This is a genomic window from Bacillus paranthracis (genome assembly GCF_001883995.1).
Taxonomy (GTDB): domain Bacteria; phylum Bacillota; class Bacilli; order Bacillales; family Bacillaceae_G; genus Bacillus_A; species Bacillus_A paranthracis.
The window spans coordinates 630,666-655,623 of sequence record NZ_MACE01000018.1 but is presented as its reverse complement, the minus strand read 5'-3'; the positions used below and the strand labels follow the sequence as shown (position 1 = coordinate 655,623).

Here is a 24,958-nt window from a genome sequence, read left to right as displayed (position 1 = left end):
ATTGTAAGTTACGATAGATATATTCGAAAAATCGTCGATATAATTTCATTTACCAATATGCTATCCACCGAAGAGACAAAAAAAGGATGTCACTTAGCCGGAAAATTGGGCTAGGTGACATCCTTTTTTAATTCTCTGCAGAATAAATAATATCTAAATTTCCATTTTGATCTGTCTTGAAAATGGGAGCGATCTGCTCTTCTTGTTCTTCAACTGAAACGAGTTTTCGAGCACGATCCATAATTCTAACGAGCATTGCATAATCTTCTTCGATTGCTTGTTGTTTTTTTGTGAGTGCGGCTAATTTAGTTTCAAGCTCATCATTCGTTTTTTGCAAGGAAGTGAGCTGAGTTTGTAATACTTCATTTTCAGTTTGTAACTTTGCGAGTGAAGGATTATTGTGCTCTAAGTTTTGCAAAAACGAGATGACATTTTGCATTGTAAGTTCTTGTTTACTTGGTACAATATCTTCTGAAAACTCAGCATCGATTACGAGTTGTTTCGTTTTTGTGAACTGATCTTTTTCTATTTTAGCTTCAGAACGCTTTAATTCTTTACGTTGTTTTTTCGCAAGCTGCACCGCATCTTCATAATTTGGCCTTACTTCAGCATTCCATCTAAAGCCGCAAGCTGCGGAAGTGCGGTTTAAAGCATCGCCGACTTCATCGAATGCTTTTATTTGTGTACTGCCGCTGCGAATATGTCGTAAAACAGTTTCTGCTAAAAGGAGATCGTCTTCTTTTGTCCATGCATCTTGACGTGTTTTCATAAGCGAAGCCTCCATAATGGTGACGTTTTCGCTTATGTTACCCTTTATTTTTCGTTTTATTCGAACTTTGTAATCTTTCATATACAGTAGAAAGTGCTTGCTCAAATTTCCCTGTCGTTTTCGGTTTATAATATTGTTTGTTTTTTATTTTATCAGGTAAGTATTGTTGCTGTACCCAACCATTTGGATGGTCGTGTGGATATAAGTATCCAATGCCTCTTCCAAGTGCCTCTGCGCCTTTGTAATGACTATCTTTTAAATGACTTGGAATATCGCCTGTTTGACCGTTCCGTAAATCGTGTAAGGCAGCGTCAAGTGCTTTATAAGCTGAGTTTGATTTTGGTGATAGGCAAAGCTCAATAACGGCATTTGCAAGTGGTATGCGTGCTTCTGGGAATCCAACTCGTTCCGCTGATTCTATAGCTGCTAGCGTACGCGGTCCAGCTTGCGGGCTAGCAAGTCCAATATCTTCATATGCCATAATAAGAAGACGTCTACCGATGCTTTGTAGGTCACCAGCTTCAATAAGACGTGCTAAATAGTGAAGTGCTGCATTTACATCACTTCCGCGCACCGATTTTTGAAATGCCGATAATACGTCATAATGAGCATCTCCGCCTTTGTCATGAACGAAGCTCTTTTTTTGTAAGCATTCTTCGGCGATTTCTAGCGTAATTTCCGCAGCTTTGTCATCAGTTGTAAAGCTAGATAAAACAGCTAGTTCCAGTGCATTATAAGCGGAACGCATATCTCCGCCTGATGCATTTGCGAAGTGATGTAATGCTTCAGGCGTAACAGTTACATCATATTCCCCAAGACCTTTTTCTTTATCTTCAAGTGCTCGTTTTAAGCCAATTAAAAGATCATCTTCTGTTAATGCGTGTAATTCGAAGATTTGACACCGACTTCGAATAGCAGAATTAATAGCATGGAACGGATTACTCGTCGTCGCACCAATTAAGGTAAGGAGTCCACTTTCTAAATGAGGTAATAGAAAATCCTGTTTTGCTTTATCTAGACGGTGTACTTCATCTAAAATTAAAACGAGGTGTCGATGCATCTTTGCCTCTTGTACGACAACTTCCATATCTTTTTTATTATGAGTAACAGCGTTTAATAGGCGAAAAGGGGTTCCGGTACTTCCTGCAATTGCGCTCGCGATGGATGTTTTTCCAGTGCCTGGAGGGCCATATAAAATCATAGATTGAAAATGATTTGCTTGGACCATTCGCCATAAAATTTTTCCTTCACCAACTAAATGTTGTTGTCCGATAATTTCTTGAATATTTGTAGGGCGCATTCGATGTGCGAGTGGTTGTTTCATTTTTACCGTCTCCCTTAATGTATAATCTCTTTCTATCGTATCATTTTTTTTAGTGGAATTTGAAATAGGATGCTGTTTTGTGGGAAAAATGAATATGAATATTTTCATTTTTCTTTCAATTGTAATAATTTCCGAGTTTTTCAATGTGATTTTATGTTATCATTTTGATACACAAGTTGAAATTTCTTATAATACTATATTATGCTATAATTTCATAGGATTTTAAATTGTGTTCTTTTACAAATAAGATATAACCAATAGAAGTGAAAATTTGAAAAGAGGTGCAAAATAGATGAAGATTTCAACGAAAGGCCGCTACGGCTTAACAATTATGATCGATCTTGCAAAAAAGTTTGGTGAAGGTCCGATTTCATTAAAATCAATTGCGCAGGCACATGACTTATCTGAGCATTACTTAGAGCAATTAATTTCACCACTTCGTAACGCGCGTCTAGTAAAGAGTACACGCGGGGCATATGGCGGATATGTATTATCAGATCAGCCGGCTAATATTACAGCTGGGGATGTAATCCGTGTATTAGAGGGTCCGATTAGTGTTGTAGAAATGATAGAAGAAGAAGAACCAGCACAACGCCAATTATGGATGCGTGTTCGTGATGCGGTGCAAGAAGTGTTAGATAGTACAACATTAGAAGATTTAGTACGTTATGAGGAAGAAAATCACGGGGGCTATATGTTTTACATTTAATTCCTTGTGAAACGATTTGGAAAGAAGGAGATTTAATGGAACGCATTTACTTAGATCATGCTGCGACATCTCCGACTCACCCGGAAGTGGTCGAAAAGATGATTCCATATATGACAGAAACATTCGGAAACCCGTCTAGTATTCACTTTTATGGACGTCAAACGCGCCATGCAGTAGATGAGGCGAGACGCGCATGTGCACGTAGCATTCATGCGAATCCGAATGAAATCATATTTACGAGCGGTGGTACGGAAGCTGATAATTTAGCGCTTATCGGTGTAGCGCGTGCGAACCGTCATAAAGGTAACCATATTATAACGACGCAAATTGAACATCATGCAATTTTGCATACGTGTGAATTGTTAGAGCGTGAAGGATTTGAAGTGACATATTTACCTGTTGATGAAACAGGACGCGTTCAAGTTTCTGACATACAAAAGGCATTGACAGAAGAGACAATTCTTGTATCTATTATGTTTGGGAATAATGAAGTTGGGACGATGCAACCAATTGCGGAAATAGGTAAGCTGCTAAAAGAGCATCAAGCTTATTTCCATACAGATGCGGTACAAGCTTACGGTTTAGTAGAAATTGATGTGAAAGAGTTTTGTATTGATTTATTATCAATTTCGGCTCATAAAATTAACGGGCCAAAAGGTGTCGGGTTCCTATACGCTGGTGCAGACGTGAAATTTGAACCGTTATTAATAGGCGGGGAGCAAGAAAGAAAACGCCGTGCTGGTACGGAAAATGTGCCGAGCATCGTTGGGTTGCAACATGCAATTTTGCTAGCTGAAAAAACTCGTGAGCAAAAAAATGCCCAATATGAAGAGTTTAAAGATATAATGGTATCTGTCTTCAAAAATGAAGACATTACTTTCGAGGTAAACGGAAACTTAGAATATCGATTACCACATGTGCTTAATATTAGTTTTACAGGAATGAACATTGAACCGTTTCTTGTGAACTTAGACTTAGCTGGCATTGCAGTATCAAGTGGTTCGGCTTGTACAGCTGGTTCGATTGATCCATCACATGTATTAGTGGCGATGTTCGGAAAAGACTCCGATCAAATACGTTCATCCGTACGTTTTAGTTTCGGACTTGGAAATACGAAAGAGCAAGTTGAGAAAGCGGCGTACGAAACAGTGAAAATCGTGAAGCGATTAACACAAAATTAGCATGGGAGGTGACATGATGAACAAACTACCTCACGAAACACGCGTTGTCATCGGGATGTCCGGTGGCGTCGATTCATCTGTAGCGGCTCTTTTATTAAAAGAGCAAGGTTATGATGTAATCGGAATTTTTATGAAAAACTGGGATGATACAGATGAGAATGGTGTCTGCACAGCAACAGAAGATTACAATGATGTAATCGAAGTGTGTAACCAAATTGGTATTCCGTATTATGCAGTAAACTTTGAAAAACAATACTGGGATAAAGTATTTACGTACTTCTTAGATGAATACCGAGCTGGTCGTACACCAAACCCAGATGTAATGTGTAATAAAGAAATTAAATTTAAAGCATTTTTAGAGCATGCAATAGCGCTTGGTGCTGATTATGTAGCGACAGGTCATTATGCACGCGTTGCTTATATGGACGGCGAATATAAAATGCTTCGCGGCGTTGATGACAATAAAGACCAAACGTATTTCTTAAATCAATTAAGCCAAGAGCAATTATCAAAAACAATGTTCCCGCTTGGTGAACTGAAGAAACCACAAATTCGTGAAATGGCGAAAGAAGCTGGTTTAGCGACAGCGGCGAAGAAAGATAGTACTGGTATTTGCTTCATTGGTGAGCGTAACTTTAAAGATTTCTTAAGTAACTATTTACCAGCACAACCAGGTGTGATGCAAACGTTATCTGGCGAAGTGAAAGGAAAGCATGACGGTTTAATGTACTACACAATTGGACAACGTCATGGCCTTGGTATTGGTGGTAACGGTGATCCGTGGTTTGCTGTTGGGAAAAACTTGAAAGAAAACATTTTATATGTTGATCAAGGATTCCATAACGAACTTCTATATGGCGACGAAGTTATTGCTACAAATGTTGGCTGGGTAAGTAATAAAGCGAAAGAGAAAGAATTTAAGTGCACAGCGAAATTCCGTTATCGTCAAGAAGACAATAAAGTAACGGTTCAAATCGTTGATGAAAATACAGTTCGTATTCTTTGTGACGAGCCAATTCGTGCAATTACACCAGGACAAGCAGTTGTTTTCTATGATGGAGATGAGTGTTTAGGCGGTGCTACAATTGATGAAGTGTACCGTAGCGGTAAGAAATTGGATTATTTAGGATAAAAGAGAAGCCTCTACCGATTCGCGGTTAGAGGTTTCTTTTACATAAGGCGAATTTTCGTTCGCTTGGAAAATACATTCTTTGTTATAATTTGTTGTAGAGGTGAAGGACATGTCAAACAAACTTGAAACAGGTATTCAATATATGCAAGAAGGAAACTGGGAAGAAGCTGCTAAAAATTTCACAGAAGCAATCGAAGAAAATCCGAAAGATGCGCTTGGATATATTAATTTTGCAAACTTATTAGATGTACTAGGTGACAGTGAGAGAGCAATTTTATTTTATAAACGTGCATTGGAGTTAGATGATAAATCTGCGGCTGCTTATTATGGATTAGGAAACGTATATTACGGTCAAGAGCAATTTGCAGAGGCGAAAGCTGTATTTGAACAAGCGATGCAAGCTGGATTACAATCAGCTGATGTAACGTTTATGTTAGGTATTACACATGTGCAACTTGGAAATGATCGTCTTGCACTGCCGTTTTTACAAAGAGCAACAGAATTAGATGAAAACGATGTAGAAGCTTTGTTCCAGTGCGGACTTTGCTTTGCACGACTAGAACATATTCAAGAGGCGAAACCTTATTTTGAAAAGGTATTAGAAATGGATGAAGAGCATGCAGATGCGTATTATAATTTAGGTGTTGCCTACGTATTTGAGGAAAAAAATGAGAAGGCTCTCGCTTTATTTAAGAAAGCAACTGAAATTCAGCCAGATCACTTTTTAGCGGGTAATGGTGTTCGTTTATTAGAGCAAGAAGCTGAATAAGATGAAAATATAGTTAATGAGTAGTTATCCCTCATCTAAATAGGTGGGGGATGTACTGCTCATTAAAGTGAAACGAAACCGGAAAGGAGAGGAAAGATGGGAAATCAACATGCAATGGATTTGTTTGAGGAAGAGAAAAAGTTTATAAAAGCGCAAGTTCTTCATACCATTTTCCACAACGAAGAAAACCTCTATTCCGTTGTCAGTATGAAAGTCATTGAAACGAATGAAACGTACGACGAAAAGAAAGTAATGATAAACGGTCATTTTCCTCGCATGCATGAAGATGAAGTGTTTACGTTGACAGGTCATTTTAAAGACCATCCGAAGTATGGAAAACAATATATGGTCGAAACGTTTAAGAAAGAATTGCCGCAAACAAAAGCCGGTATGGTGCAATATTTAGCGAGTGATTTATTTAAAGGGATAGGAAAGCGTACAGCTGAAAAAATTGTAGATCATCTCGGAGAACATGCTATTTCTAAAATTATGGATGACCCTGAGGCATTAAATGGTGTTGTTAATAAACAAAAGGCTCAGGAGATATATGAGACAATTGTTGAACATCAAGGATTAGAGAAAGTAATGAGCTTTTTAAATGGCTACGGTTTTGGAACGAAACTTTCTATTAAGATTTACCAGCAATATAAAGAGATGACATTAGAAGTGATTCGTAATAACCCGTATCAACTTATCGAAGAAGTGGACGGGATTGGTTTTGGAAGAGCGGATGATATAGGGCGTGCGTTAGGGATATCAGGTAATCACGACGACCGTGTGCGCGCAGGATGTTTTTACACGTTAGAGAATGTCTCATTACAACTTGGTCACGTTTATATGAGGAAAGACCAACTTGTAAGAGAAACGATGTCACTTTTAAACAATCAAGAAGGAAGAGTGACTGAGGAAGATATTGTAGGCTGTATTGAAACGATGCAAAGTGAAGGGAAAGTCATCATAGAAGAAGAGCGAGTGTATTTAGCAACGTTATTCTACTCTGAAAAAGGTGTTGTAAAGTCCATTCGCAGGCTTATGAATCAAGAAGAAACACCTTCATTTCCAGAGGCAGAAGTGTTAAAAACATTAGGTGAAATTGAAGAACAACTGAACGTACAATATGCACCGTTTCAGCAAGAAGCAATTCAAACGGCACTTCATAAACCGATGATGTTATTGACAGGTGGACCAGGAACAGGGAAAACAACAGTTATTAAAGGAATTGTTGAAATGTATGCGTCACTTCACGGGCTATCGTTAAATCCGAATGAATACAGTGATGATAATCCATTTCCGATATTATTAACGGCTCCAACAGGAAGGGCAGCGAAGCGAATGAGTGAATCAACAGGGCTTCCAGCTTGTACAATTCACCGTTTACTTGGATGGACGCCAGAAGGGTCTTTCCAGCGTAATGAAACAGATCCGGTACAAGGGAAATTACTCATTATTGATGAATTTTCAATGGTTGATATTTGGCTTGCAAATCAGCTGTTTAAGTCATTGCCAACTAACATTCAAGTTATCGTTGTAGGCGATGAAGATCAATTACCATCTGTAGGACCCGGACAAGTGCTGAAAGATTTATTGAATGCAGGTGCAGTTCCGACAGTAAAGCTTACTGAAATTTATCGTCAAGCGGAAGGTTCATCAGTAATTCAACTTGCTCATGCGATAAAAAATGGAACACTCCCACCAGATTTAGCGCAAAATCAAAAAGATCGTTCATTTATCGGGTGCACAGGAGCTCAAATTGTTGAGGTTGTTAAGAAGGTTTGTGAAAATGCGAAGACAAAAGGTTTTAGCGCAAGAGATGTACAAGTATTGGCCCCGATGTATCGTGGACCGGCCGGTATTAATGTACTAAACGAAGCGTTGCAAGAAGTGTTTAATCCGAAAAGGGAAAAAAGTAAAGAAATTGCTTACGGTGATGTTGTATATCGAAGAGGCGATAAAGTCTTGCAACTCGTTAATCAGCCGGAGAGTCAAGTTTTTAATGGTGATATCGGAGAAATTGTTTCGGTGTTTTATGCGAAAGAAAACGTTGAGCAACAAGATATGATTATCGTTTCATTTGATGGAATTGAGGTAACATATACAAAACCAGATTTAAATCAAATTACACATGCGTATTGTTGTTCCATTCATAAATCGCAAGGTAGTGAGTTTCCGATTGTAATTATGCCGATAGTAAAAAGTTATAATCGTATGTTACGTCGTAATTTAATTTATACTGGTATTACAAGAAGTAAGAAGTTCCTTATTATTTGCGGGGAGGAAGCTGCTTTTCAGTCTGGTGTAAATCGCCTTGATGATGCAATGCGTCAAACGACTTTAGCTAGCCGATTGCAAGAATCACAAGGAGAAGTACAGATGGTAACGGTTAATGGCGAAGAAATGGACGTGGAAAACATTTCACCGTATGATTTCATGTAACAAGGTAAAATTATATAGTGAAACTTTCAAACGTATAACGTTGAAAGGCTCCAGCAATGTATAAATGAATGCAGTTTGGAAATAATGGCGAATAGAATCCGGGAGACTGTAAGGAGATGAACGCCATATGTTTATTTGTCCAAATTGCAAAGGAAAAGACATTGGGAAAATAGGTGTCAACCAATTTTATTGCTGGAATTGTTATATCGAATTATCGGTTTCAAAGGGGAAAATCCATACGCATCAAGTAGAAGAAGATGGTTCGTTAAGTTCTCTTGATGATTTATTTGATGAGAATGAAAGAACGATCGGATAACGAAAAGGGGGATTTACTTTGAATCTACGCAATTCATTAATCGCATTAGGTGTTGGAGCGGCAGCATATCAATATGCTCGCAAACAAGATGTCTTTTCAAAACGCAATATGAAAAAAGCACGTAAGATGATTAAATCTTATTTATAAGCGTAAAAAACTCCCTTCATCAACAAGGGAGTTTTTTTATGCATTTGTATGCAAATATAAAAGTCCAATTTCAGAGAAGAGATAAGATAGGCCGTAACATCCAACGCCAAGCATGCCGTAATGAAATAATTGCTTCGCCCTTTCTTTTCGTGAGGAACGAACAAAGAAGCCTTTCCAAATACCAAACCCAATACAAATCCATTCAAGAATCATAAAAAGTGCAGATAATATGAGCATAAATAAAACCATTATGAGCCCTCCTGATTATATTGTTTCATGCCGCGTTCTCAGGGGTGGTTGTCCTTGTTATGTATATATATGTGCGTCTTTACAAAACAGTATGGTCTGCACAAAAAGATTTTAAAACTTTTGCACATAACCTACCCTATTTATTTTCACAATAAAGGTGGAGGAGGTTTTTCGTGTGAAGAATCTTAAAATCATTTGGATATACCGTTTAGGATTATTGTTACTTGTCTTTCTTTGTTTGCTCGTCTTTTTAAAAATTAAGCCGCTATGGGCACCGATTATTTTTGTATGTAAAGTGGCCATTACACCGTTTCTTATTGCATGTTTCATTGCGTATTTATTGCATCCTTTAATTGAAAAAATTCATAAGGAAGGGATGCCGCGTACACTCGCTATTTTGCTTATTTACATCCTTTTCTTTGGCGGGATTGGTTATGGAATTTATAAAGGAACGCCGGTTGTGATTAAGCAATTACAAGAAATCAATGAACAATTCCCGCAGTTTACAAAAATGTATGATTCTTGGATGGATGGTGTTACAGAACAAACAGCGAATTTCCCGTCATTTATTCATGAAAAGGTGAAACAAATTTTTGTCGGAGTAGAGACGAAGATACAAGCACTTTTAAATAAAGTGATGAGCACAGCTCGTGGTGTACTAGATTCGTTACTCATTATTTTCTTAATTCCGTTCATTGTATTTTACATATTAAAAGATTACGGCGAGTTTTATCATATCTTTTGGAAACTAGTTCCGAGTAAGTGGCGTAGTACGGGGCAAATGCTGGCGAAAGAAATTGATAAGTCACTTGGAAGTTATATTCGAGGACAGTTATTTGTTTGTTTAGTATTAGGGGGAGTATCGGTTCTTTCTTTTTGGTTTATCGGTATGAAATATCCATTATTACTTGGCATCATCATCGGGATAACAGATATAATCCCATACTTTGGTCCTATTTTAGGAGCGATTCCAGCGTTGATGATTGCAGCAACGGTATCAACAAGTTTACTCATTAAAGCGGGGATTACGATTGCTATTTTGCAATTCGTAGAAAGTAACATTTTATCCCCTTACATCGTTGGTAAGTCGCTTCGCATGCATCCTGTCATTATTATGCTTGCACTACTAGTTGGGGGAGAAGTGGCAGGAATTGTAGGGTTATTACTATCAGTTCCTGTTTTAGCGGTCATTCGCACAGTGATCGTTCATGTAAGGCCTCTTTGGAAAAAAGAAGATGTGTAATAGGAAGGCCCTCTACTTATAAAAGTAGAGGGCTATCATTATTTAGAGAGTTGCTCGTTTATTTTTTGAACGAGAGAGCTTACATCATTTGTTTGAATATGTTTTATTTTTTTCCATTCATTATCGTACATAAATACAATTTGATTGCTGAAAAGCCGCTTTTGTTCTTTTAAATTTGAAATTTTTGCGAAAGCGTACTCTTCAAATAAAGGGTTCTTACTTACATCTGGTCCATAAAAGAAGAGCCGTTTGTCTGTTAAAATTAGCAATCCTGGCCTTGCGACGGAACGATAAATAAATATGTCTAGTGAACAGGCTACGTAAAACAATATTGTTTCATCAGTCGTTAACATATTTTTAGCTTCGTTCAATAAGGTTGTCATTATAATCGCTCCTTTATTATTAATAATTTAATTATAACAAAAATAAAATATTCAGAAAAGTTCGTGGGAGTAGTACAATTTGTTAATACATGCATAATATATGAAAAGGCTGTTAAGAATGAATAGTAGAATAGCTATGATTAATAAGTAATTGATATAATATAAATGATTATCTACATTGACAAACTTAAGAGAATTCTATTATATTTAGTCATATAATACATAAAATCAATGACGGAACAAGTACGTTACAGTCCATTTATAGAGAGAAGCTTCCATATGGCTGAAAGAAGCTTTAAATGAAGGGTAACAGAAAGCTAATCCTGAGAGCAGCTAATCACTGCCGTCTTGCCACGTTACGGCACCATGAGGTGATGAATTGATTGTTATAGTAATCAATTCATAATTAGGGTGGTATCGCGAGTTAACTCTCGTCCCTTTTATAGGGGCGGGAGTTTTTTATATTTAAGGAGGAAAATACAATGAAACAACTAACAGGCGCACAAATTCGTCAAATGTTTTTAGACTTTTTCCAAGAAAAAGGACATGCAGTAGAACCTAGTGCATCACTAGTTCCACATGAAGATCCATCTCTTCTATGGATTAACAGTGGTGTAGCAACATTAAAAAAATATTTTGATGGACGTGTAATCCCGCAAAATCCACGTATTACAAATGCTCAAAAATCAATTCGTACAAACGATATTGAAAACGTAGGGAAAACAGCTCGTCACCATACATTCTTTGAAATGTTAGGAAACTTCTCAATCGGTGATTACTTCAAAGAAGAAGCAATTACTTGGGCTTGGGAATTTTTAACGAGCGACAAATGGATCGGATTCGATAAAGAATTACTATCCGTTACAATTCATCCAGAAGATGAAGAAGCATTCACAATTTGGAATGAGAAAATGGGCGTTCCAAAAGAGCGCATCATCCGCTTAGAAGAAAACTTCTGGGATATCGGTGAAGGACCAAGTGGACCGAATACAGAGATTTTCTATGACCGCGGAGAAGCTTACGGTAATGACTTTAGTGACCCGGAATTATATCCAGGCGGAGAAAACGAGCGTTACTTAGAAGTATGGAACCTTGTATTCTCTCAATTTAACCATAATCCAGACGGTTCATATACACCACTTCCTAAGAAAAACATCGATACAGGGATGGGTCTAGAGCGTATGACATCTATCGTTCAAGATGTGCCTACAAACTTTGACACAGACTTATTCATGCCAATGATTGGTGCAACAGAAACAATCTCTGGTGAGAAATATCGTAATGGTGACTTAGAAAAAGATATGGCGTTTAAAGTAATTGCTGACCATATCCGTACAGTAACATTCGCTGTTGGTGACGGTGCTCTTCCATCTAACGAAGGCCGTGGTTATGTATTACGTCGTTTATTACGCCGTGCGGTTCGTTATTCGAAGAAATTAAACATCAACCGTCCATTCATGTTTGAATTAGTACCGGTTGTTGGAGAAGTAATGAAAGACTTCTATCCAGAAGTACTTGAAAAGAAAGATTTCATTGCAAAAGTTGTGAAAAATGAAGAAGAGCGTTTCCACGAAACACTTCATGATGGTGAAGCAATTTTAGCTGAAGTTATCGCAAAAGCTAAAGAAGAAAAAACAACGGTTATTTCTGGAGTAGATGCGTTCCGTCTATATGACACATACGGTTTCCCAATTGAATTAACAGAAGAATATGCAGAAGAAGCTGGTATGACTGTTGATCATGAAGGTTTTGAAAATGAAATGGAAAAACAACGTGAGCGCGCACGTGCTGCTCGTCAAGATGTTGATTCTATGCAAGTTCAAGGCGGTGTCCTTGGAGAAGTGAAAGTAGCGAGCGAGTTCGTTGGTTACGGTACAGTTGCAACAGAAAGTAACGTTGTTGCACTTGTGAAAAACGGTGAATACACAGACAGCTTACAAGTTGGTGAAGAAGGACAATTAATGCTTGATGTAACACCATTCTATGCTGAGAGCGGTGGACAAATTGCAGACCGTGGTTATCTTCTTGCTGATGGCGTGAAAGTTCTTGTAAAAGACGTACAAAAAGCACCAAACGGCCAAAACTTGCACAAAGTTGTAGTTGAAGAAGGTACATTAACGAAAGATGCGGCTGTAAAAGCTATTATCGATACGAAAAACCGTAGTAGCGTTGTGAAGAACCATACAGCAACTCACTTACTACACCAAGCATTAAAAGACGTACTTGGAACACATGTTAACCAAGCAGGTTCTCTTGTAACTTCTGAACGTCTACGCTTTGACTTCTCTCACTTCGGTCAAGTACAAACTGACGAATTAGAAAAAATTGAGCGTATCGTAAACGAGAAAATTTGGGAAAGTATTGATGTTGAGATTTCTCAAAAAGCAATCGAAGAAGCGAAAGAAATGGGCGCAATGGCATTATTCGGTGAAAAATACGGAGATGTTGTACGCGTTGTACAAGTTGGCGATTACAGCTTAGAGCTTTGTGGTGGTTGTCACGTTGATAATACAGCTTCTATCGGTATTTTCAAAATCGTTGCTGAGTCTGGTATCGGTGCAGGAACTCGTCGTATTGAAGCAGTAACTGGTAAGTCTGCTTATGAATTAATGAACGATCAAGTAGGTTTATTAAAAGAAGCAGCTGGAAAAATGAAAACAAATCCAAAAGACATTTTAACAAGAGTTGATGGTCTATTTGCTGAAGTGAAACAATTGCAAAAAGAAAATGAATCTCTTGCTGCGAAATTAAGCAATATCGAAGCTGGAAACTTAACTGATTCTGTAATGACAGTTGATGGCGTGAACGTATTAGCAGCGAAAGTAAATGTTGCAGATATGAATAACTTACGTACGATGATGGATGATCTGAAGAATAAATTAGAATCTGCGGTTGTCGTATTAGCGTCTGTAAATGATGACAAAGTAAACATCTTAGCTGGCGTAACGAAAGATTTAATTAGCCAAGGTTACCATGCTGGTAAACTTGTGAAAGAAGTAGCTTCTCGTTGTGGCGGTGGCGGTGGTGGCCGTCCTGATATGGCACAAGCAGGCGGTAAAAACCCAGCGCAAGTTGAGGAAGCTTTAGCATTTGTACAAGAGTACGTTAAATCTGTTTCAAAATAAAGAGATAGTAGTGTACAATGGTAGGGAGAGGAGAAGTTCTTCTCCCTATACTTACTATATAAGTGAGGTGCTTAAAATGGACGGTTTTGATAAAACAATGAAGTTTAGCATTCAAGATGAAAAACAGAGTGTCCATGTAAATGATGTACTTTTAACTGTGTATGATGCACTTCAAGAAAAAGGCTATAATCCGATTAACCAAATCGTCGGTTATTTATTAAGTGGAGACCCAGCATACATACCTCGCCATAAAGATGCACGTAGCATCATTCGCAAGCTTGAACGTGATGAATTAATTGAAGAGCTTGTGAAGTCTTACTTGAAACATCATCGTGAGGAGTAGTTTATGCGGATATTAGGTTTAGATGTAGGTACAAAAACAGTCGGAGTTGCAATTAGCGACGAAATGGGCTGGACAGCACAAGGGTTAGAAACAATTAAGATTAACGAAGAACGAGGTCACTTTGGTTTTGATCGTATTTCTGAGTTAGTAAAGCAGTATGATGTGGACAAGATAGTAGTAGGTTTACCTAAAAATATGAATGGTACAATTGGCCCGCGTGGTGAAGCGTGCCAACAATTTGCAGAAAACCTACGAGAGCTGTTACAATTAGACGTTGTAATGTGGGACGAGCGTTTGTCAACGATGGCAGCGGAACGTCTACTCATTTCAGCCGATGTAAGCCGTAAGAAGCGAAAGCAAGTAATTGATAAGATGGCTGCAGTCGTAATCTTACAAGGATTTTTAGATAGTAAATAAGAGGTGACCAAAATGGAAGAAAATCAAATTACAATTGTAGACGAAAAAGGTAACGAACATTTATGTGAAATTATTTTCACTTTTGACGCTGAAAAATTTGGTAAAAAATCATACGTAGTCTTCTCTCCAATCGGTGAAGTAGACGAAGATGGAGACCAAATTTACGATGCAATGGCTTATGAGCAAAATGAAGAAGAGGGCGGAACTTTACTTCCAATCGAATCTGAAGAAGAGTGGGAAATGGTACAAGAAATGTTCAACACTCTAGCTGATGAGCAAGAAGCTGAATAATAAGTACTGAAAAGGTGGACGATATATAGTCCACCTTTTTTATATGTAAAATGAAAGATTTTTTGTCGAAACTGCGTAATCCTTTGTAGTATAATGAGACGGATTGTAGAAAAATAAAGTATCTGTCAAAAATGATAGGTAAGTTTATTGTGATTTTTCATCGTTTTGTATAGAAAGATGTACATATGGCCTACAATTGAATAAGGAGGAAGAGTTTTGGTAGAGAATCAAGTGAAAAAGAAGCGTAGACGCATTTTTTTATTCTCGATAATTGCACTGCTTTTAGTTTGTGGTTCAGTCTATGCGTATATTTCATCCGCATTAGGACCGGTTGATAGCGGGAATAAAAAAGAGATTGAAGTAGAAATTCCAAAGGGATCATCTACTAGTAAAATTGGTGAGATTTTAGAAGAAAAAGGTGCTGTGAAAAACGGTACAGTTTTTAGTTTTTATACAAAGGCTAAATCTAAAAATTTACAAGCGGGTACATATTTATTAAATCCTTCAATGAGTGCAAAAGATGTTATTGAGCAAATGTCATCTGGTAATGTACATCGTCCAGCTCTTTATAAAGTGACGGTAAAAGAAGGGGCACAAGTAACTGAAATTGCAGAAACGGTTGCAAACGAATTAAAGTGGAATAAAGATGATGTTGTACGTCAATTAAACGATAAAGCATTTATTCAAAAAATGCAGCAAAAGTATCCCAAGCTGTTAACGGATAAAATCTTTGATAGCAATATTAAATATCCATTAGAAGGTTATTTATATCCTGCGACGTACTCTTTCTATAAAAAAGATACAACTTTGGAAGAAATTGTTATCCAAATGCTTGAGAAAACGAATGCAATCATTGTTCAAAACGAAGCAAAAATGAAAGCGAAAAACTGGGATGTGCATCAGCTTTTAACATTGTCTTCACTTATTGAAGAAGAGGCAACAGGCTTTACAGATCGTCAAAAGATCTCTAGTGTCTTTTATAATCGTTTAGCAAAAGGTATGCCGCTTCAAACGGATCCAACGGTATTATATGCACTTGGAAAGCATAAACAACGTGTATTATACGAAGATTTAAAGATAAACTCACCGTACAATACGTACGTTGTGAAAGGATTGCCGGTGGGCCCGATTGCAAACTCTGGTAAACATTCAGTGGAAGCAGCGCTAGAGCCTGCGCAAACAGATTATTATTATTTCTTAGCTGCACCAACTGGTGAAGTGTACTATGCGAAAACATTGGAAGAGCATAATGCACTAAAGCAAAAATATATTACGAAAAAGCAGTGAAATGGGGAGGGATAGCGAAAAAGGTCGCACATCCCTCTTTTTTGTGGTAAAATATATCGGGTTAAAAACTGGCAGAAGAATCGTTTTTAATATCAAAACGGGACGTACAAGCTAAGGATAAAGCTGGCTTGTATTTTTATTGCATTCTATGTGTGAAAAGACGTCATAGAGGCACTTCTCCATGTAAATAAGGAGGACCATTATGGAGGATGCAGTTAACGAGTACCTATTATCATTTATTGATCCGAAAGATAAATTAATTCTTGAAATGGAAGACTATGCGAAAGAAAATCATGTGCCAATTATGGATCGACTTGGAATGGAATTTATGTTGCAATTTTTACGTTTAATTGGACCGAAGAGCATTTTAGAGCTAGGTACAGCAATTGGCTATTCTAGTATTCGTATGATGCAAGCTATTCCAAATTCTCGCATTGTGACAGTTGAGCGCAATCGCGATCGATATGAAAAAGCACTTGAATATATAGAACGTTCACCAGTTAAAGAACGTATTTCCGTTATTTACGGTGATGCGTTAGAAACAGGCGAGCAAGTAGAAGAACATGGAACATTTGACGTTATTTTTATTGACGCAGCAAAAGGACAATATCGTCGCTTTTTTGACTTATATGAACCGTTATTAAATCCTGGTGGCGTAATTATTTCAGATAATGTTATGTACCATGGCCTTGTAACGACGAAAGAGAAAATTGAAAACAGACGTACACGTGGTTTAATCCGTCGTATTAAGACGTACAATGAATGGCTTATGAACCATGAAGGATATGATACAACGATTTTCCCAATTGGTGATGGAGTAGCTGTTAGTAAAAAGAAAGGGTGACCAAGGTATGAAGAAACCAGAATTGTTAGTAACACCAAAAGCAGTGGCGGATATCGAACCTCTTGCGAAAGCAGGAGCAGATGCGGTAATGATCGGTGAGCAAAAGTTTGGTTTACGTTTAGCAGGGGAATTTTCACGTGAAGATGTGAAACAAGCTGTGAAGATTGCACATGAAAATGGTGTAAAAGTATACGTAGCAATGAACGCTATGTTCCACAACGATAAAGTAGAAGAATTAACAGACTATGTTGCATTTTTAAACGAAGTACATGTAGATGCAATTGTTTTCGGAGATCCAGCAGTATTAATGGCGGTTCGCGAAGTAGCGCCAAATATGCAATTGCACTGGAATACAGAAACAACAGCAACAAACTGGTTTACTTGTAACTACTGGGGACAAAGAGGAGCAAAACGTGCTGTATTAGCTCGCGAGCTTAGCTTAGATGAAATTGTTGAATTAAAAGAAAATGCTGAAGTGGAACTTGAAGTGCAAATTCACGGTATGACTTGTATGTTCCAGTCGAAGCGTTCGTTAGTAGGAAACTACTTTGAGTATCAAGGACGTCATCTTGACATTGAAAAGAAAAAATATGAAGAGAATATGTTCTTATATGACCCAGAGCGTAACAATAAATATCCAATTTATGAAGATGAAAATGGTACTCACATTATGAGTCCAAATGATATTTGTTTCATCGATGAGTTAGAAGAGCTAATTGATGCTGAAATTGATAGCTTAAAAGTTGATGGTGTACTAAAAAGCTCTGCATACATTATTGAGGTAACGAAGAAATATCGTAAAGCAATTGATTTATGTGTAGAAGATCGTGATGCGTATTACGACGTGAAAGACGACTTATATAAAGAGATAGAAGAAATGCAACCGGTGAATCGTCCGTTAGATACAGGATTCTTCTTTAAAGAGACGGTTTACTAAACGAGGAGGGTGTAGGAAATGACTGTACAAGAAATTTCACGAGTGATCGATGGCAAACGCGTTATTGTGAAGAAACCTGAACTGTTAATCCCTGCGGGTAACTTAGAAAAATTAAAAGTAGCTATCCATTACGGGGCAGATGCTGTATATTTAGGTGGACAAGAATTTGGTCTTCGTTCGAATGCAGGTAACTTTACACTGGAAGAAATGGCAGAAGGTGTGGAATTTGCAAAGAAATATGGAGCAAAAATATATGTAACAACAAATATCTTTGCACATAATGAAAATATGGACGGGCTAGAGGAATATTTAAAAGGGATTGAAAAAGCTGGCGTAACGGGAATTATCGTTGCTGATCCGCTTATCATTGAGACTTGTAAACGTGTAGCGCCTTCTGTTGAGGTGCATTTAAGCACACAGCAATCACTATCCAACTGGAAAGCAGCACAGTATTGGAAAGAAGAAGGTTTACATCGTCTTGTATTAGCTCGTGAAGCAAGCTATGAAGAAATGAAAGAGATTAAAGAAAAAGTGGATATTGAAATTGAAGCATTCGTCCATGGTGCAATGTGTATCGCATATTCAGGAAGATGTACGCTAAGTAACCATATGACAGCGCGTGACTCTAACCGTGGTGGTTGTTGTCAATCTTGTCGCTGGGACTATGATTTAGTTCAAACAGTATCACAACATAAAGATGCAAAAGAGCTTCCTCTATTCCAAGAAGAAGATGCTCACTTTGCAATGAGTCCAAAAGACTTAAATTTAATTTTATCAATTCCGAAAATGATTGAAATTGGAATTGATAGCTTAAAAGTTGAAGGACGTATGAAATCAATCCATTACGTAGCTACTGTAGCGACAGTATATCGTAAAGTAATTGATGCATATTGTGCGGATCCTGATAACTTTGAGTTTAAACAAGAATGGTTAGATGAGCTTGATAAATGTGCAAATCGTGATACAGCTCCTGCATTCTTTGAAGGGGTTCCAGGACATCAAGAGCAAATGTTTGGAAATCATAGTAAGAAAACAACGTATGATTTCGCTGGTTTAGTGTTAGATTATAATGAAGAAACGGGCATCGTAACGATTGAGCAACGTAATCATTTCAAACCAGGACATGAAGTGGAGTTCTTTGGACCAGAAATAGAAAACTTTACGCAGACGGTGGAGAAAATTTGGGATGAGGATGGAAACGAATTAGATGCAGCGAGACATCCGTTGCAGATCGTGAAATTCAAAGTGGATCAACCAGTGTATGTGAATAATATGATGCGCAAAAGCATACTTCAATAAGAAAGAGTGATAGTCGAATGGGGACGAATAAGCCTGTTGTAATTGGAATTGCTGGTGGTTCAGGGTCAGGTAAGACAAGTGTAACGAAAGCGATTTTTGACCATTTTAAAGGTCATTCCATTTTAATCTTAGAGCAAGATTATTATTACAAAGATCAAAGCCATTTACCAATGGAAGAGCGTTTAAAAACAAATTATGATCATCCATTAGCGTTTGATAATGATTTGTTAATTGAACATTTGCAGCAGTTGCTTGCATATAAACAAGTAGAGAAACCTGTATATGACTATACATTGCATACGCGTTCAGATGAAATTATTCCAGTTGAGCCGAAAGATGTAATCATTTTAGAAGGAATTCTTATTTTAGAAGACCCACGTCTTTGTGAGTTAATGGACATTAAGTTATTCGTTGATACAGATGCTGACCTTCGTATCCTGCGCCGCATGCAACGTGATATTAAAGAACGTGGTCGTACGATGGATTCAGTTATTGATCAATATGTAAATGTTGTACGTCCAATGCACAATCAATTTATTGAGCCTTCTAAGAAATTTGCGGATATTATTATCCCTGAAGGTGGACAAAACCACGTTGCAATTGATATTATGGTTACAAAAATTGCAACAATTCTTGAACAAAAAGTAAATTTGTAATAGCATAGTAAAAGATATACGGTAGGAAGGGATTTTTTCCCTTCCTATCGAATACAATGAAACATGCAACCTCATCTATATATAGGTGAGGGCATATTTATATCAACTTTCCATACATATCTTCTTTATATAAAGAAGAATTGGGAATACGGGGTTGTATGTGACAACTCCGCTAGTACAGGCGTGCTAGAAACCTCCGCTTTACATATAAGCGGGGGAGTTTTCATATGGAACTCCTCTTTTTTTCGGGGGATTGGTATATAAAAGGAGTGGAAAATATGGCAACAGAAAAAACATACCCTATGACGCAAGAGGGTAAGCAAAAGCTAGAGAACGAACTTGAGGATTTAAAAACGGTAAAACGTAAAGAAGTTGTAGAGCGCATTAAGATTGCACGTAGCTTCGGAGATCTTTCTGAGAACTCTGAGTATGATGCAGCGAAAGATGAGCAAGCGTTCGTAGAAGGACGTATTACACAATTAGAAAACATGATTCGTAACGCAGTTATCATCACAGATAACGGTGAAGAATCTACAGTTGTTACATTAGGTAAAACAGTAACATTTAAAGAACTACCAGATGGAGATGAAGAAGCTTACACAATCGTAGGTAGCGCAGAAGCAGATCCATTTGAAGGAAGAATTTCTAACGATTCTCCAATCGCAAAAAGCTTATTAGGTAAGCAAATTGGCGAGAAGGTAGCAATCCAAACTCCAGGTGGAGAAATGCAAGTAGAGATTATCTCTGTAAAATAATTAAAAATCACTCGTGTAAAAGCGAGTGATTTTTTTATTTGTATAAAAGATGAAACACTCCGTCCAAACTATACTAGACGAGGTGTTTTTTTATGGAAATAAAACGGAGAATTACAATTGTTTTAATTTGTTTTATATGTGTCATGTTTATGTTACTTTGTCGTTTAATTCAAATACAAATTATCGATACGGAATCATTTACGGATCGTAAGATTAATTTAATTGAAAAAAGTGTTACACAACGGACGCAATCCATTACGGTAGATGATGGACGCGGCCATTTTATAGATCGTAATGGTAAGGAGATAGGTGAGAAAAAGTATCCTGTTTTAATTGTTTTTCCATTTCTACAATTAAAAAATAACATGTTGGAGAAAATTGCGCATATCATTGGTATGTCGAGACAAGAGATTGAAAGTCAAATGAAACATAAGAAAAGTGCATTTATCCTGCAAAGAGGAAATGAACCACTTCGCTTGGAACGAGAGCAGATGGAGAAGGTGAATCAATTAAATGTATTAGGCATTGTAGCAGCTGAAGTTCGTTTGCGGCAAACTAGCGTGGTGAATCATTTAATTGGTGATGTGGGTGAGAATGAACGAGAATTTCAAAAACGATACGGAGAAGTTAGAAAAATTTCAAAACAAACACCGATTGGCATTTCAGGATTGCAGCAATCATTTGATGAATTTCTTTTGACCGATGGAGAGGCAAAAGTATTGTATCAAGTGGACCGGCAAGGAGAACCGATTTTTGGAAAACAAGCGAAATATACATCGCCTGGAAATCCGTTTTATCCAGTGACGATTCAAACTACTTTACATAACGAGTTACAGAAAAAAGCAGAAGAAGTAGTTGAAGCAAGTGAAATTAAGAAGGGAGGAGTAGTGCTACTTGATGTAAAGAAAAATGAAATTTTAGCAATGGTTAGCAAACCATCTGTACAGGTGAAAGATGAGAGTTTATATAAAACTACACTTGAAAATCAAATGTTAACACCACACTTTCCCGGTTCTGTTTTTAAAACAATAATTGCGGCCGCAGCGATTGATCAAAATGAAAATGTTTTTAATCGCGTATTTAATTGTAATAAAGATTTATATGGTGAAGATCACCCACAAGTTAGGATGGGGACACTTAGTTTTAAAGAGAGCTTTGCTAGAAGCTGTAACAGGACATTTTCAGAGTTAGGAAATGAGCTAATACAAAAGGATAAGATGGTGTTAGAAACTTATGTAGAGGCTTTAGGAGGCGCTGAGAAGGTTGGATGGAGAGGTTCTGTATTTCATACAACTCATTTTGAGCAAATGCCAGAGGAGAAAAGTGTTACGATTTGGGAGAGTGAAGGAAATAAGAATAGTAAAAAAGCGGTAGCGCAAACAGCAATTGGACAGAAAGATGTACGTATGTCACCTCTAGCGATTGCAAATATGATGGCGACGATTGCTAGAGGTGGAGAAAAGATGGAAGTGAAAGCTGTTGAAAAAATAATGTACAAAAATGGAACGGATTTTTATACATTTGAAGACCATACATTAGGTGGGAAACAGCTTTCATATGAAACAGTGAAAACATTACAACAGTTATTAAGGAGCGTTGTAACAACGGAGAAAGGCACAGGAGCAGCATTCAAGTCGTTACCACTAAGTGTCGCTGGAAAATCTGGGACAGCACAAACAGGAAAAGGAACGAAAGAGAATCGTTGGTTTGCAGGTTATTTTCCATATGAAAATCCAAGATATGCTTTAGTTGTCGTGGATATAGAAACGAGTAGCAATGTAAATGCAGTTACACCTATTTTTAAAGCAATCGTAGAATCAATCTATCGATTAGAGAATGAAAAGTAATCTTGCAATTCATAGTAAAATGTTTTCATTTCATGAAAATATTATTGTAAATGTTCAACCTTTCTAGATTTAATGTTACAATAGCAAGTATGAAAAACTGCATGGAGGTTTGAAGAATGGCAGGAGGATCTAGATTCCAACAGAAACAACAAAAACGTCGTCAAAACGGTGTTTTAAATATTGCAATCGCTATTGTACTAGTAGCAGTAGCTATTGTAGCATATCAATTGTTTGTTCCTGACACGAAAGAGCAAGCGTCTTCTAGCGATAAAAAGGTAGCTCAGCAAACAACGAAAGAGAATAAGTCTGAGAAAGCTAAAGGCAAAGAAGAGACGAAGAAGAATGAACAAGAGAAAACAGAGGCTAAGAAGAAAGAAGAAGAGAAGCTAAAGGCTGAAGAAGAACAGAAAAAAGCTGAAGAAGAAGCGAAAGCTAACGAGAAAGTACCAGCTGAAAAAACACAGCCAAAGGCAACTGACGCTTATACGAAACCTTCTTGGAAGCCAGTAGGCACAGAGCAAGGTGCAACACCTGCGATGACGTTTAAAAAAGGTACAGCAGATTGGAATGAGATGAATCAAGCGATTTCAGCTGCAATTGACGTTCCAGTAGAGCAATTAATTATTCATCGAATCGGAAATAACGGTAAGAATAAAGCTTACGGTAACGTACAAGATAAACAAACAGGTAAAAGATATTATGTAAATATTGATTGGGTAGACAATGAAGGCTGGAAACCAGTACTTGTTCAAACTCTAAACTAAAAAAGAGAAGCTCCTTAGGAGCTTCTCTTTTTTAGTTAGCGTAATTTCTTTAATTTAAAATGAACAACCGCGCTATAATATGGTCTTTTACTTTCAGGATCCATAACCATTTGATGCGAGATGTGATGAACTTCAAGCATAAGTGCTTTATTATTATCGATTTGTTCACTGATTTTACGTTCTAAAGAAGCTAAGTCTCCCGCTTCAAAAAATTCTACTTTATCTTCTAACATTTCAAAGGTAAATGACATGAAGACGGCCCCTCTCCTATGTAATCAACTATAGTGTAACAAAGAAAAGAAGGAAATACCATGTACATTTCAATTGACATTTTTAGAAAGAGGGAATATCATACTGATAAAACCGATAAGAAAAAGGGGAATTTTTATGGGTACAGAATTTAATGGTTTATTTGATGAGTGGGCTCATACGTACGACTCATTTGTACAAGGCGAAGATATACAATATAAAGAAGTTTTCGCCCATTATGAGGACATTCTAGAGGATGTAGTTAACAAGTCATTTGGTAACGTATTAGAATTTGGTGTCGGTACAGGTAATTTAACAAATAAATTATTACTTGCTGGCCGCACAGTTTACGGTATAGAACCGTCACGTGAAATGCGCATGATTGCAAAAGAGAAATTGCCAAAAGAGTTTTCCATTACAGAAGGTGATTTTCTTTCGTTTGAAGTCCCGAATTCCATTGATACCATAGTAAGCACCTATGCATTTCATCATTTAACAGATGATGAAAAAAATGTAGCGATTGCGAAGTATAGTCAATTGCTAAACAAAGGTGGTAAAATAGTGTTTGCTGATACGATATTTGCAGATCAAGATGCATATGATAAAACTGTTGAAGCAGCAAAACAAAGAGGTTTTCATCAGTTAGCAAACGATTTGCAAACGGAATACTATACACGTATTCCAGTTATGCAGACTATTTTTGAAAACAATGGCTTCCATGTAACGTTTACGAGATTAAATCATTTCGTGTGGGTAATGGAGGCAACTAAGCAATAGAAAGAGGGATTAGATTGAGAATTGCTGTAATTGGAGCAATGGAAGAAGAAGTACGTATTTTACGTGATAAATTAGAACAAGCAGAAACAGAAACGGTTGCGGGTTGTGAATTTACGAAAGGGCAATTAGCAGGACATGAAGTAATCTTGTTAAAGTCTGGTATTGGTAAAGTAAATGCAGCGATGTCAACGACAATTTTATTAGAAAGATATAAGCCTGAAAAAGTCATTAATACTGGTTCAGCTGGTGGATTCCATCATTCTCTAAATGTTGGGGATGTCGTTATTTCAACAGAAGTTCGTCACCATGACGTAGATGTAACAGCATTTAACTATGAGTATGGTCAAGTACCAGGAATGCCGCCTGGATTTAAAGCTGATGAAGCATTAGTTGCATTAGCTGAAAAATGTATGCAGGCAGAAGAAAATATTCAAGTTGTAAAAGGTATGATTGCAACAGGTGATTCATTTATGAGTGATCCGAACCGAGTTGCAGCCATTCGTGATAAATTTGAAAACCTTTATGCAGTAGAAATGGAAGCAGCAGCTGTTGCACAAGTATGCCACCAATATGAAGTTCCGTTTGTTATCATTCGTGCACTTTCTGATATTGCTGGTAAAGAATCAAATGTTTCATTTGATCAATTTTTAGATCAAGCAGCTCTTCATTCTACAAACTTTATCGTAAAAGTATTAGAAGAGTTAAAGTAATG

27 protein-coding genes and 1 other annotated feature are annotated in these 24,958 nt (G+C 37.3%); of the genes, 22 read left to right on the top strand and 5 right to left on the bottom strand.

The window, feature by feature from the left end; translation table 11 throughout:
• Positions 1 to 127 precede the first annotated feature (127 nt).
• Both BAQ46_RS09700 and BAQ46_RS09695 read right to left on the bottom strand, forming a co-directional pair.
• Positions 128 to 769 (bottom strand): RsfA family transcriptional regulator, encoded by a 642-nt coding sequence (locus BAQ46_RS09700; RefSeq protein WP_000857699.1) that lies wholly within the window; start codon positions 767 to 769, stop codon positions 128 to 130.
• 37 nt (positions 770 to 806) lie between these two features.
• The gene (locus BAQ46_RS09695) at positions 807 to 2,093 is read right to left on the bottom strand and encodes a replication-associated recombination protein A (protein WP_000812933.1); all 1,287 of its coding nucleotides are present in this window, start codon (positions 2,091 to 2,093) and stop codon (positions 807 to 809) included.
• A gap of 292 nt (positions 2,094 to 2,385) precedes the next feature.
• On the opposite strand from BAQ46_RS09695, the gene cymR reads away from it, so the two are divergent.
• The 7 genes from cymR to BAQ46_RS09660 all read left to right on the top strand — a co-directional run bounded on the left by cymR (position 2,386) and on the right by BAQ46_RS09660 (position 8,780).
• Positions 2,386 to 2,802: a cysteine metabolism transcriptional regulator CymR gene (gene cymR, locus BAQ46_RS09690; protein WP_000704116.1), complete on the top strand. Its 417-nt coding sequence runs from the start codon at positions 2,386 to 2,388 to the stop codon at positions 2,800 to 2,802.
• Positions 2,803 to 2,837: 35 nt separating this feature from the next.
• Positions 2,838 to 3,983 (top strand): cysteine desulfurase family protein, encoded by a 1,146-nt coding sequence (locus BAQ46_RS09685; protein ID WP_048557574.1) that lies wholly within the window; start codon positions 2,838 to 2,840, stop codon positions 3,981 to 3,983.
• A gap of 16 nt (positions 3,984 to 3,999) precedes the next feature.
• A complete protein-coding gene (gene mnmA / locus BAQ46_RS09680; RefSeq protein ID WP_001038008.1) occupies positions 4,000 to 5,115 on the top strand; it encodes a tRNA 2-thiouridine(34) synthase MnmA in 1,116 nt (371 codons plus the stop codon).
• 109 nt (positions 5,116 to 5,224) lie between these two features.
• The gene (locus BAQ46_RS09675; RefSeq protein ID WP_000066391.1) at positions 5,225 to 5,884 is read left to right on the top strand and encodes a tetratricopeptide repeat protein; all 660 of its coding nucleotides are present in this window, start codon (positions 5,225 to 5,227) and stop codon (positions 5,882 to 5,884) included.
• Between the two features lie 96 nt (positions 5,885 to 5,980).
• The gene (gene recD2, locus BAQ46_RS09670; protein WP_001973606.1) at positions 5,981 to 8,317 is read left to right on the top strand and encodes an SF1B family DNA helicase RecD2; all 2,337 of its coding nucleotides are present in this window, start codon (positions 5,981 to 5,983) and stop codon (positions 8,315 to 8,317) included.
• 127 nt (positions 8,318 to 8,444) lie between these two features.
• Complete coding sequence (locus BAQ46_RS09665; RefSeq protein WP_000469281.1) at positions 8,445 to 8,633, top strand: hypothetical protein; 189 nt, start codon at positions 8,445 to 8,447, stop codon at positions 8,631 to 8,633.
• 18 nt (positions 8,634 to 8,651) lie between these two features.
• Positions 8,652 to 8,780, top strand: coding sequence for a YrzQ family protein (locus tag BAQ46_RS09660; RefSeq protein WP_001053553.1), 129 nt, complete (start codon positions 8,652 to 8,654; stop codon positions 8,778 to 8,780).
• A gap of 36 nt (positions 8,781 to 8,816) precedes the next feature.
• On the opposite strand, the gene BAQ46_RS09655 is transcribed toward BAQ46_RS09660, so the two are convergent.
• A complete protein-coding gene (locus BAQ46_RS09655; RefSeq protein ID WP_000242547.1) occupies positions 8,817 to 9,029 on the bottom strand; it encodes a hypothetical protein in 213 nt (70 codons plus the stop codon).
• Positions 9,030 to 9,204: 175 nt separating this feature from the next.
• Here BAQ46_RS09655 and BAQ46_RS09650 point away from each other — a divergent pair, with 175 nt between their 5' ends.
• A complete protein-coding gene (locus BAQ46_RS09650; protein WP_071741863.1) occupies positions 9,205 to 10,272 on the top strand; it encodes an AI-2E family transporter in 1,068 nt (355 codons plus the stop codon).
• Between the two features lie 38 nt (positions 10,273 to 10,310).
• Here BAQ46_RS09650 and BAQ46_RS09645 read toward each other — a convergent pair whose 3' ends face one another.
• Complete coding sequence (locus BAQ46_RS09645) at positions 10,311 to 10,655, bottom strand: PH domain-containing protein (RefSeq protein WP_061132122.1); 345 nt, start codon at positions 10,653 to 10,655, stop codon at positions 10,311 to 10,313.
• A gap of 222 nt (positions 10,656 to 10,877) precedes the next feature.
• Positions 10,878 to 11,097, top strand: a binding site (T-box leader).
• Positions 11,098 to 11,137: 40 nt separating this feature from the next.
• On the opposite strand from BAQ46_RS09645, the gene alaS reads away from it, so the two are divergent.
• The 12 genes from alaS (at position 11,138) to BAQ46_RS09585 (ending at position 23,220) form a co-directional block, all read left to right on the top strand.
• A complete protein-coding gene (gene alaS / locus BAQ46_RS09640; protein WP_000811837.1) occupies positions 11,138 to 13,780 on the top strand; it encodes an alanine--tRNA ligase in 2,643 nt (880 codons plus the stop codon).
• A gap of 76 nt (positions 13,781 to 13,856) precedes the next feature.
• Complete coding sequence (locus tag BAQ46_RS09635) at positions 13,857 to 14,123, top strand: IreB family regulatory phosphoprotein (RefSeq protein WP_000348590.1); 267 nt, start codon at positions 13,857 to 13,859, stop codon at positions 14,121 to 14,123.
• 3 nt (positions 14,124 to 14,126) lie between these two features.
• Positions 14,127 to 14,540: a Holliday junction resolvase RuvX gene (ruvX, locus tag BAQ46_RS09630; RefSeq protein WP_001221191.1), complete on the top strand. Its 414-nt coding sequence runs from the start codon at positions 14,127 to 14,129 to the stop codon at positions 14,538 to 14,540.
• A gap of 12 nt (positions 14,541 to 14,552) precedes the next feature.
• The gene (locus tag BAQ46_RS09625) at positions 14,553 to 14,831 is read left to right on the top strand and encodes a DUF1292 domain-containing protein (protein ID WP_000392247.1); all 279 of its coding nucleotides are present in this window, start codon (positions 14,553 to 14,555) and stop codon (positions 14,829 to 14,831) included.
• Between the two features lie 216 nt (positions 14,832 to 15,047).
• Entirely contained in the window at positions 15,048 to 16,118 is a 1,071-nt protein-coding gene (mltG, locus tag BAQ46_RS09620; RefSeq protein ID WP_000230081.1) for an endolytic transglycosylase MltG, read from the top strand.
• Positions 16,119 to 16,320: 202 nt separating this feature from the next.
• Positions 16,321 to 16,962 (top strand): O-methyltransferase, encoded by a 642-nt coding sequence (locus BAQ46_RS09615; RefSeq protein WP_000389089.1) that lies wholly within the window; start codon positions 16,321 to 16,323, stop codon positions 16,960 to 16,962.
• 7 nt (positions 16,963 to 16,969) lie between these two features.
• The gene (locus BAQ46_RS09610; RefSeq protein WP_000742781.1) at positions 16,970 to 17,899 is read left to right on the top strand and encodes a peptidase U32 family protein; all 930 of its coding nucleotides are present in this window, start codon (positions 16,970 to 16,972) and stop codon (positions 17,897 to 17,899) included.
• 18 nt (positions 17,900 to 17,917) lie between these two features.
• Positions 17,918 to 19,198 (top strand): peptidase U32 family protein, encoded by a 1,281-nt coding sequence (locus BAQ46_RS09605; protein ID WP_000217969.1) that lies wholly within the window; start codon positions 17,918 to 17,920, stop codon positions 19,196 to 19,198.
• Positions 19,199 to 19,215: 17 nt separating this feature from the next.
• Positions 19,216 to 19,854, top strand: coding sequence for a uridine kinase (gene udk, locus BAQ46_RS09600; protein ID WP_000537087.1), 639 nt, complete (start codon positions 19,216 to 19,218; stop codon positions 19,852 to 19,854).
• Positions 19,855 to 20,132: 278 nt separating this feature from the next.
• The gene (gene greA, locus BAQ46_RS09595; protein ID WP_000179963.1) at positions 20,133 to 20,609 is read left to right on the top strand and encodes a transcription elongation factor GreA; all 477 of its coding nucleotides are present in this window, start codon (positions 20,133 to 20,135) and stop codon (positions 20,607 to 20,609) included.
• Between the two features lie 92 nt (positions 20,610 to 20,701).
• A complete protein-coding gene (locus BAQ46_RS09590; RefSeq protein WP_000403943.1) occupies positions 20,702 to 22,456 on the top strand; it encodes a peptidoglycan D,D-transpeptidase FtsI family protein in 1,755 nt (584 codons plus the stop codon).
• Between the two features lie 116 nt (positions 22,457 to 22,572).
• Positions 22,573 to 23,220, top strand: coding sequence for a YrrS family protein (locus BAQ46_RS09585; protein ID WP_071741862.1), 648 nt, complete (start codon positions 22,573 to 22,575; stop codon positions 23,218 to 23,220).
• A 35-nt stretch (positions 23,221 to 23,255) separates the two neighbouring features.
• On the opposite strand, the gene BAQ46_RS09580 is transcribed toward BAQ46_RS09585, so the two are convergent.
• Entirely contained in the window at positions 23,256 to 23,471 is a 216-nt protein-coding gene (locus tag BAQ46_RS09580) for a YrzA family protein (RefSeq protein ID WP_000010984.1), read from the bottom strand.
• Between the two features lie 136 nt (positions 23,472 to 23,607).
• On the opposite strand from BAQ46_RS09580, the gene BAQ46_RS09575 reads away from it, so the two are divergent.
• Both BAQ46_RS09575 and mtnN read left to right on the top strand, forming a co-directional pair.
• A complete protein-coding gene (locus BAQ46_RS09575) occupies positions 23,608 to 24,246 on the top strand; it encodes a class I SAM-dependent methyltransferase (protein WP_000536319.1) in 639 nt (212 codons plus the stop codon).
• 14 nt (positions 24,247 to 24,260) lie between these two features.
• Positions 24,261 to 24,956: a 5'-methylthioadenosine/S-adenosylhomocysteine nucleosidase gene (gene mtnN, locus BAQ46_RS09570; RefSeq protein WP_001217039.1), complete on the top strand. Its 696-nt coding sequence runs from the start codon at positions 24,261 to 24,263 to the stop codon at positions 24,954 to 24,956.
• Positions 24,957 to 24,958: the final 2 nt, after the last annotated feature.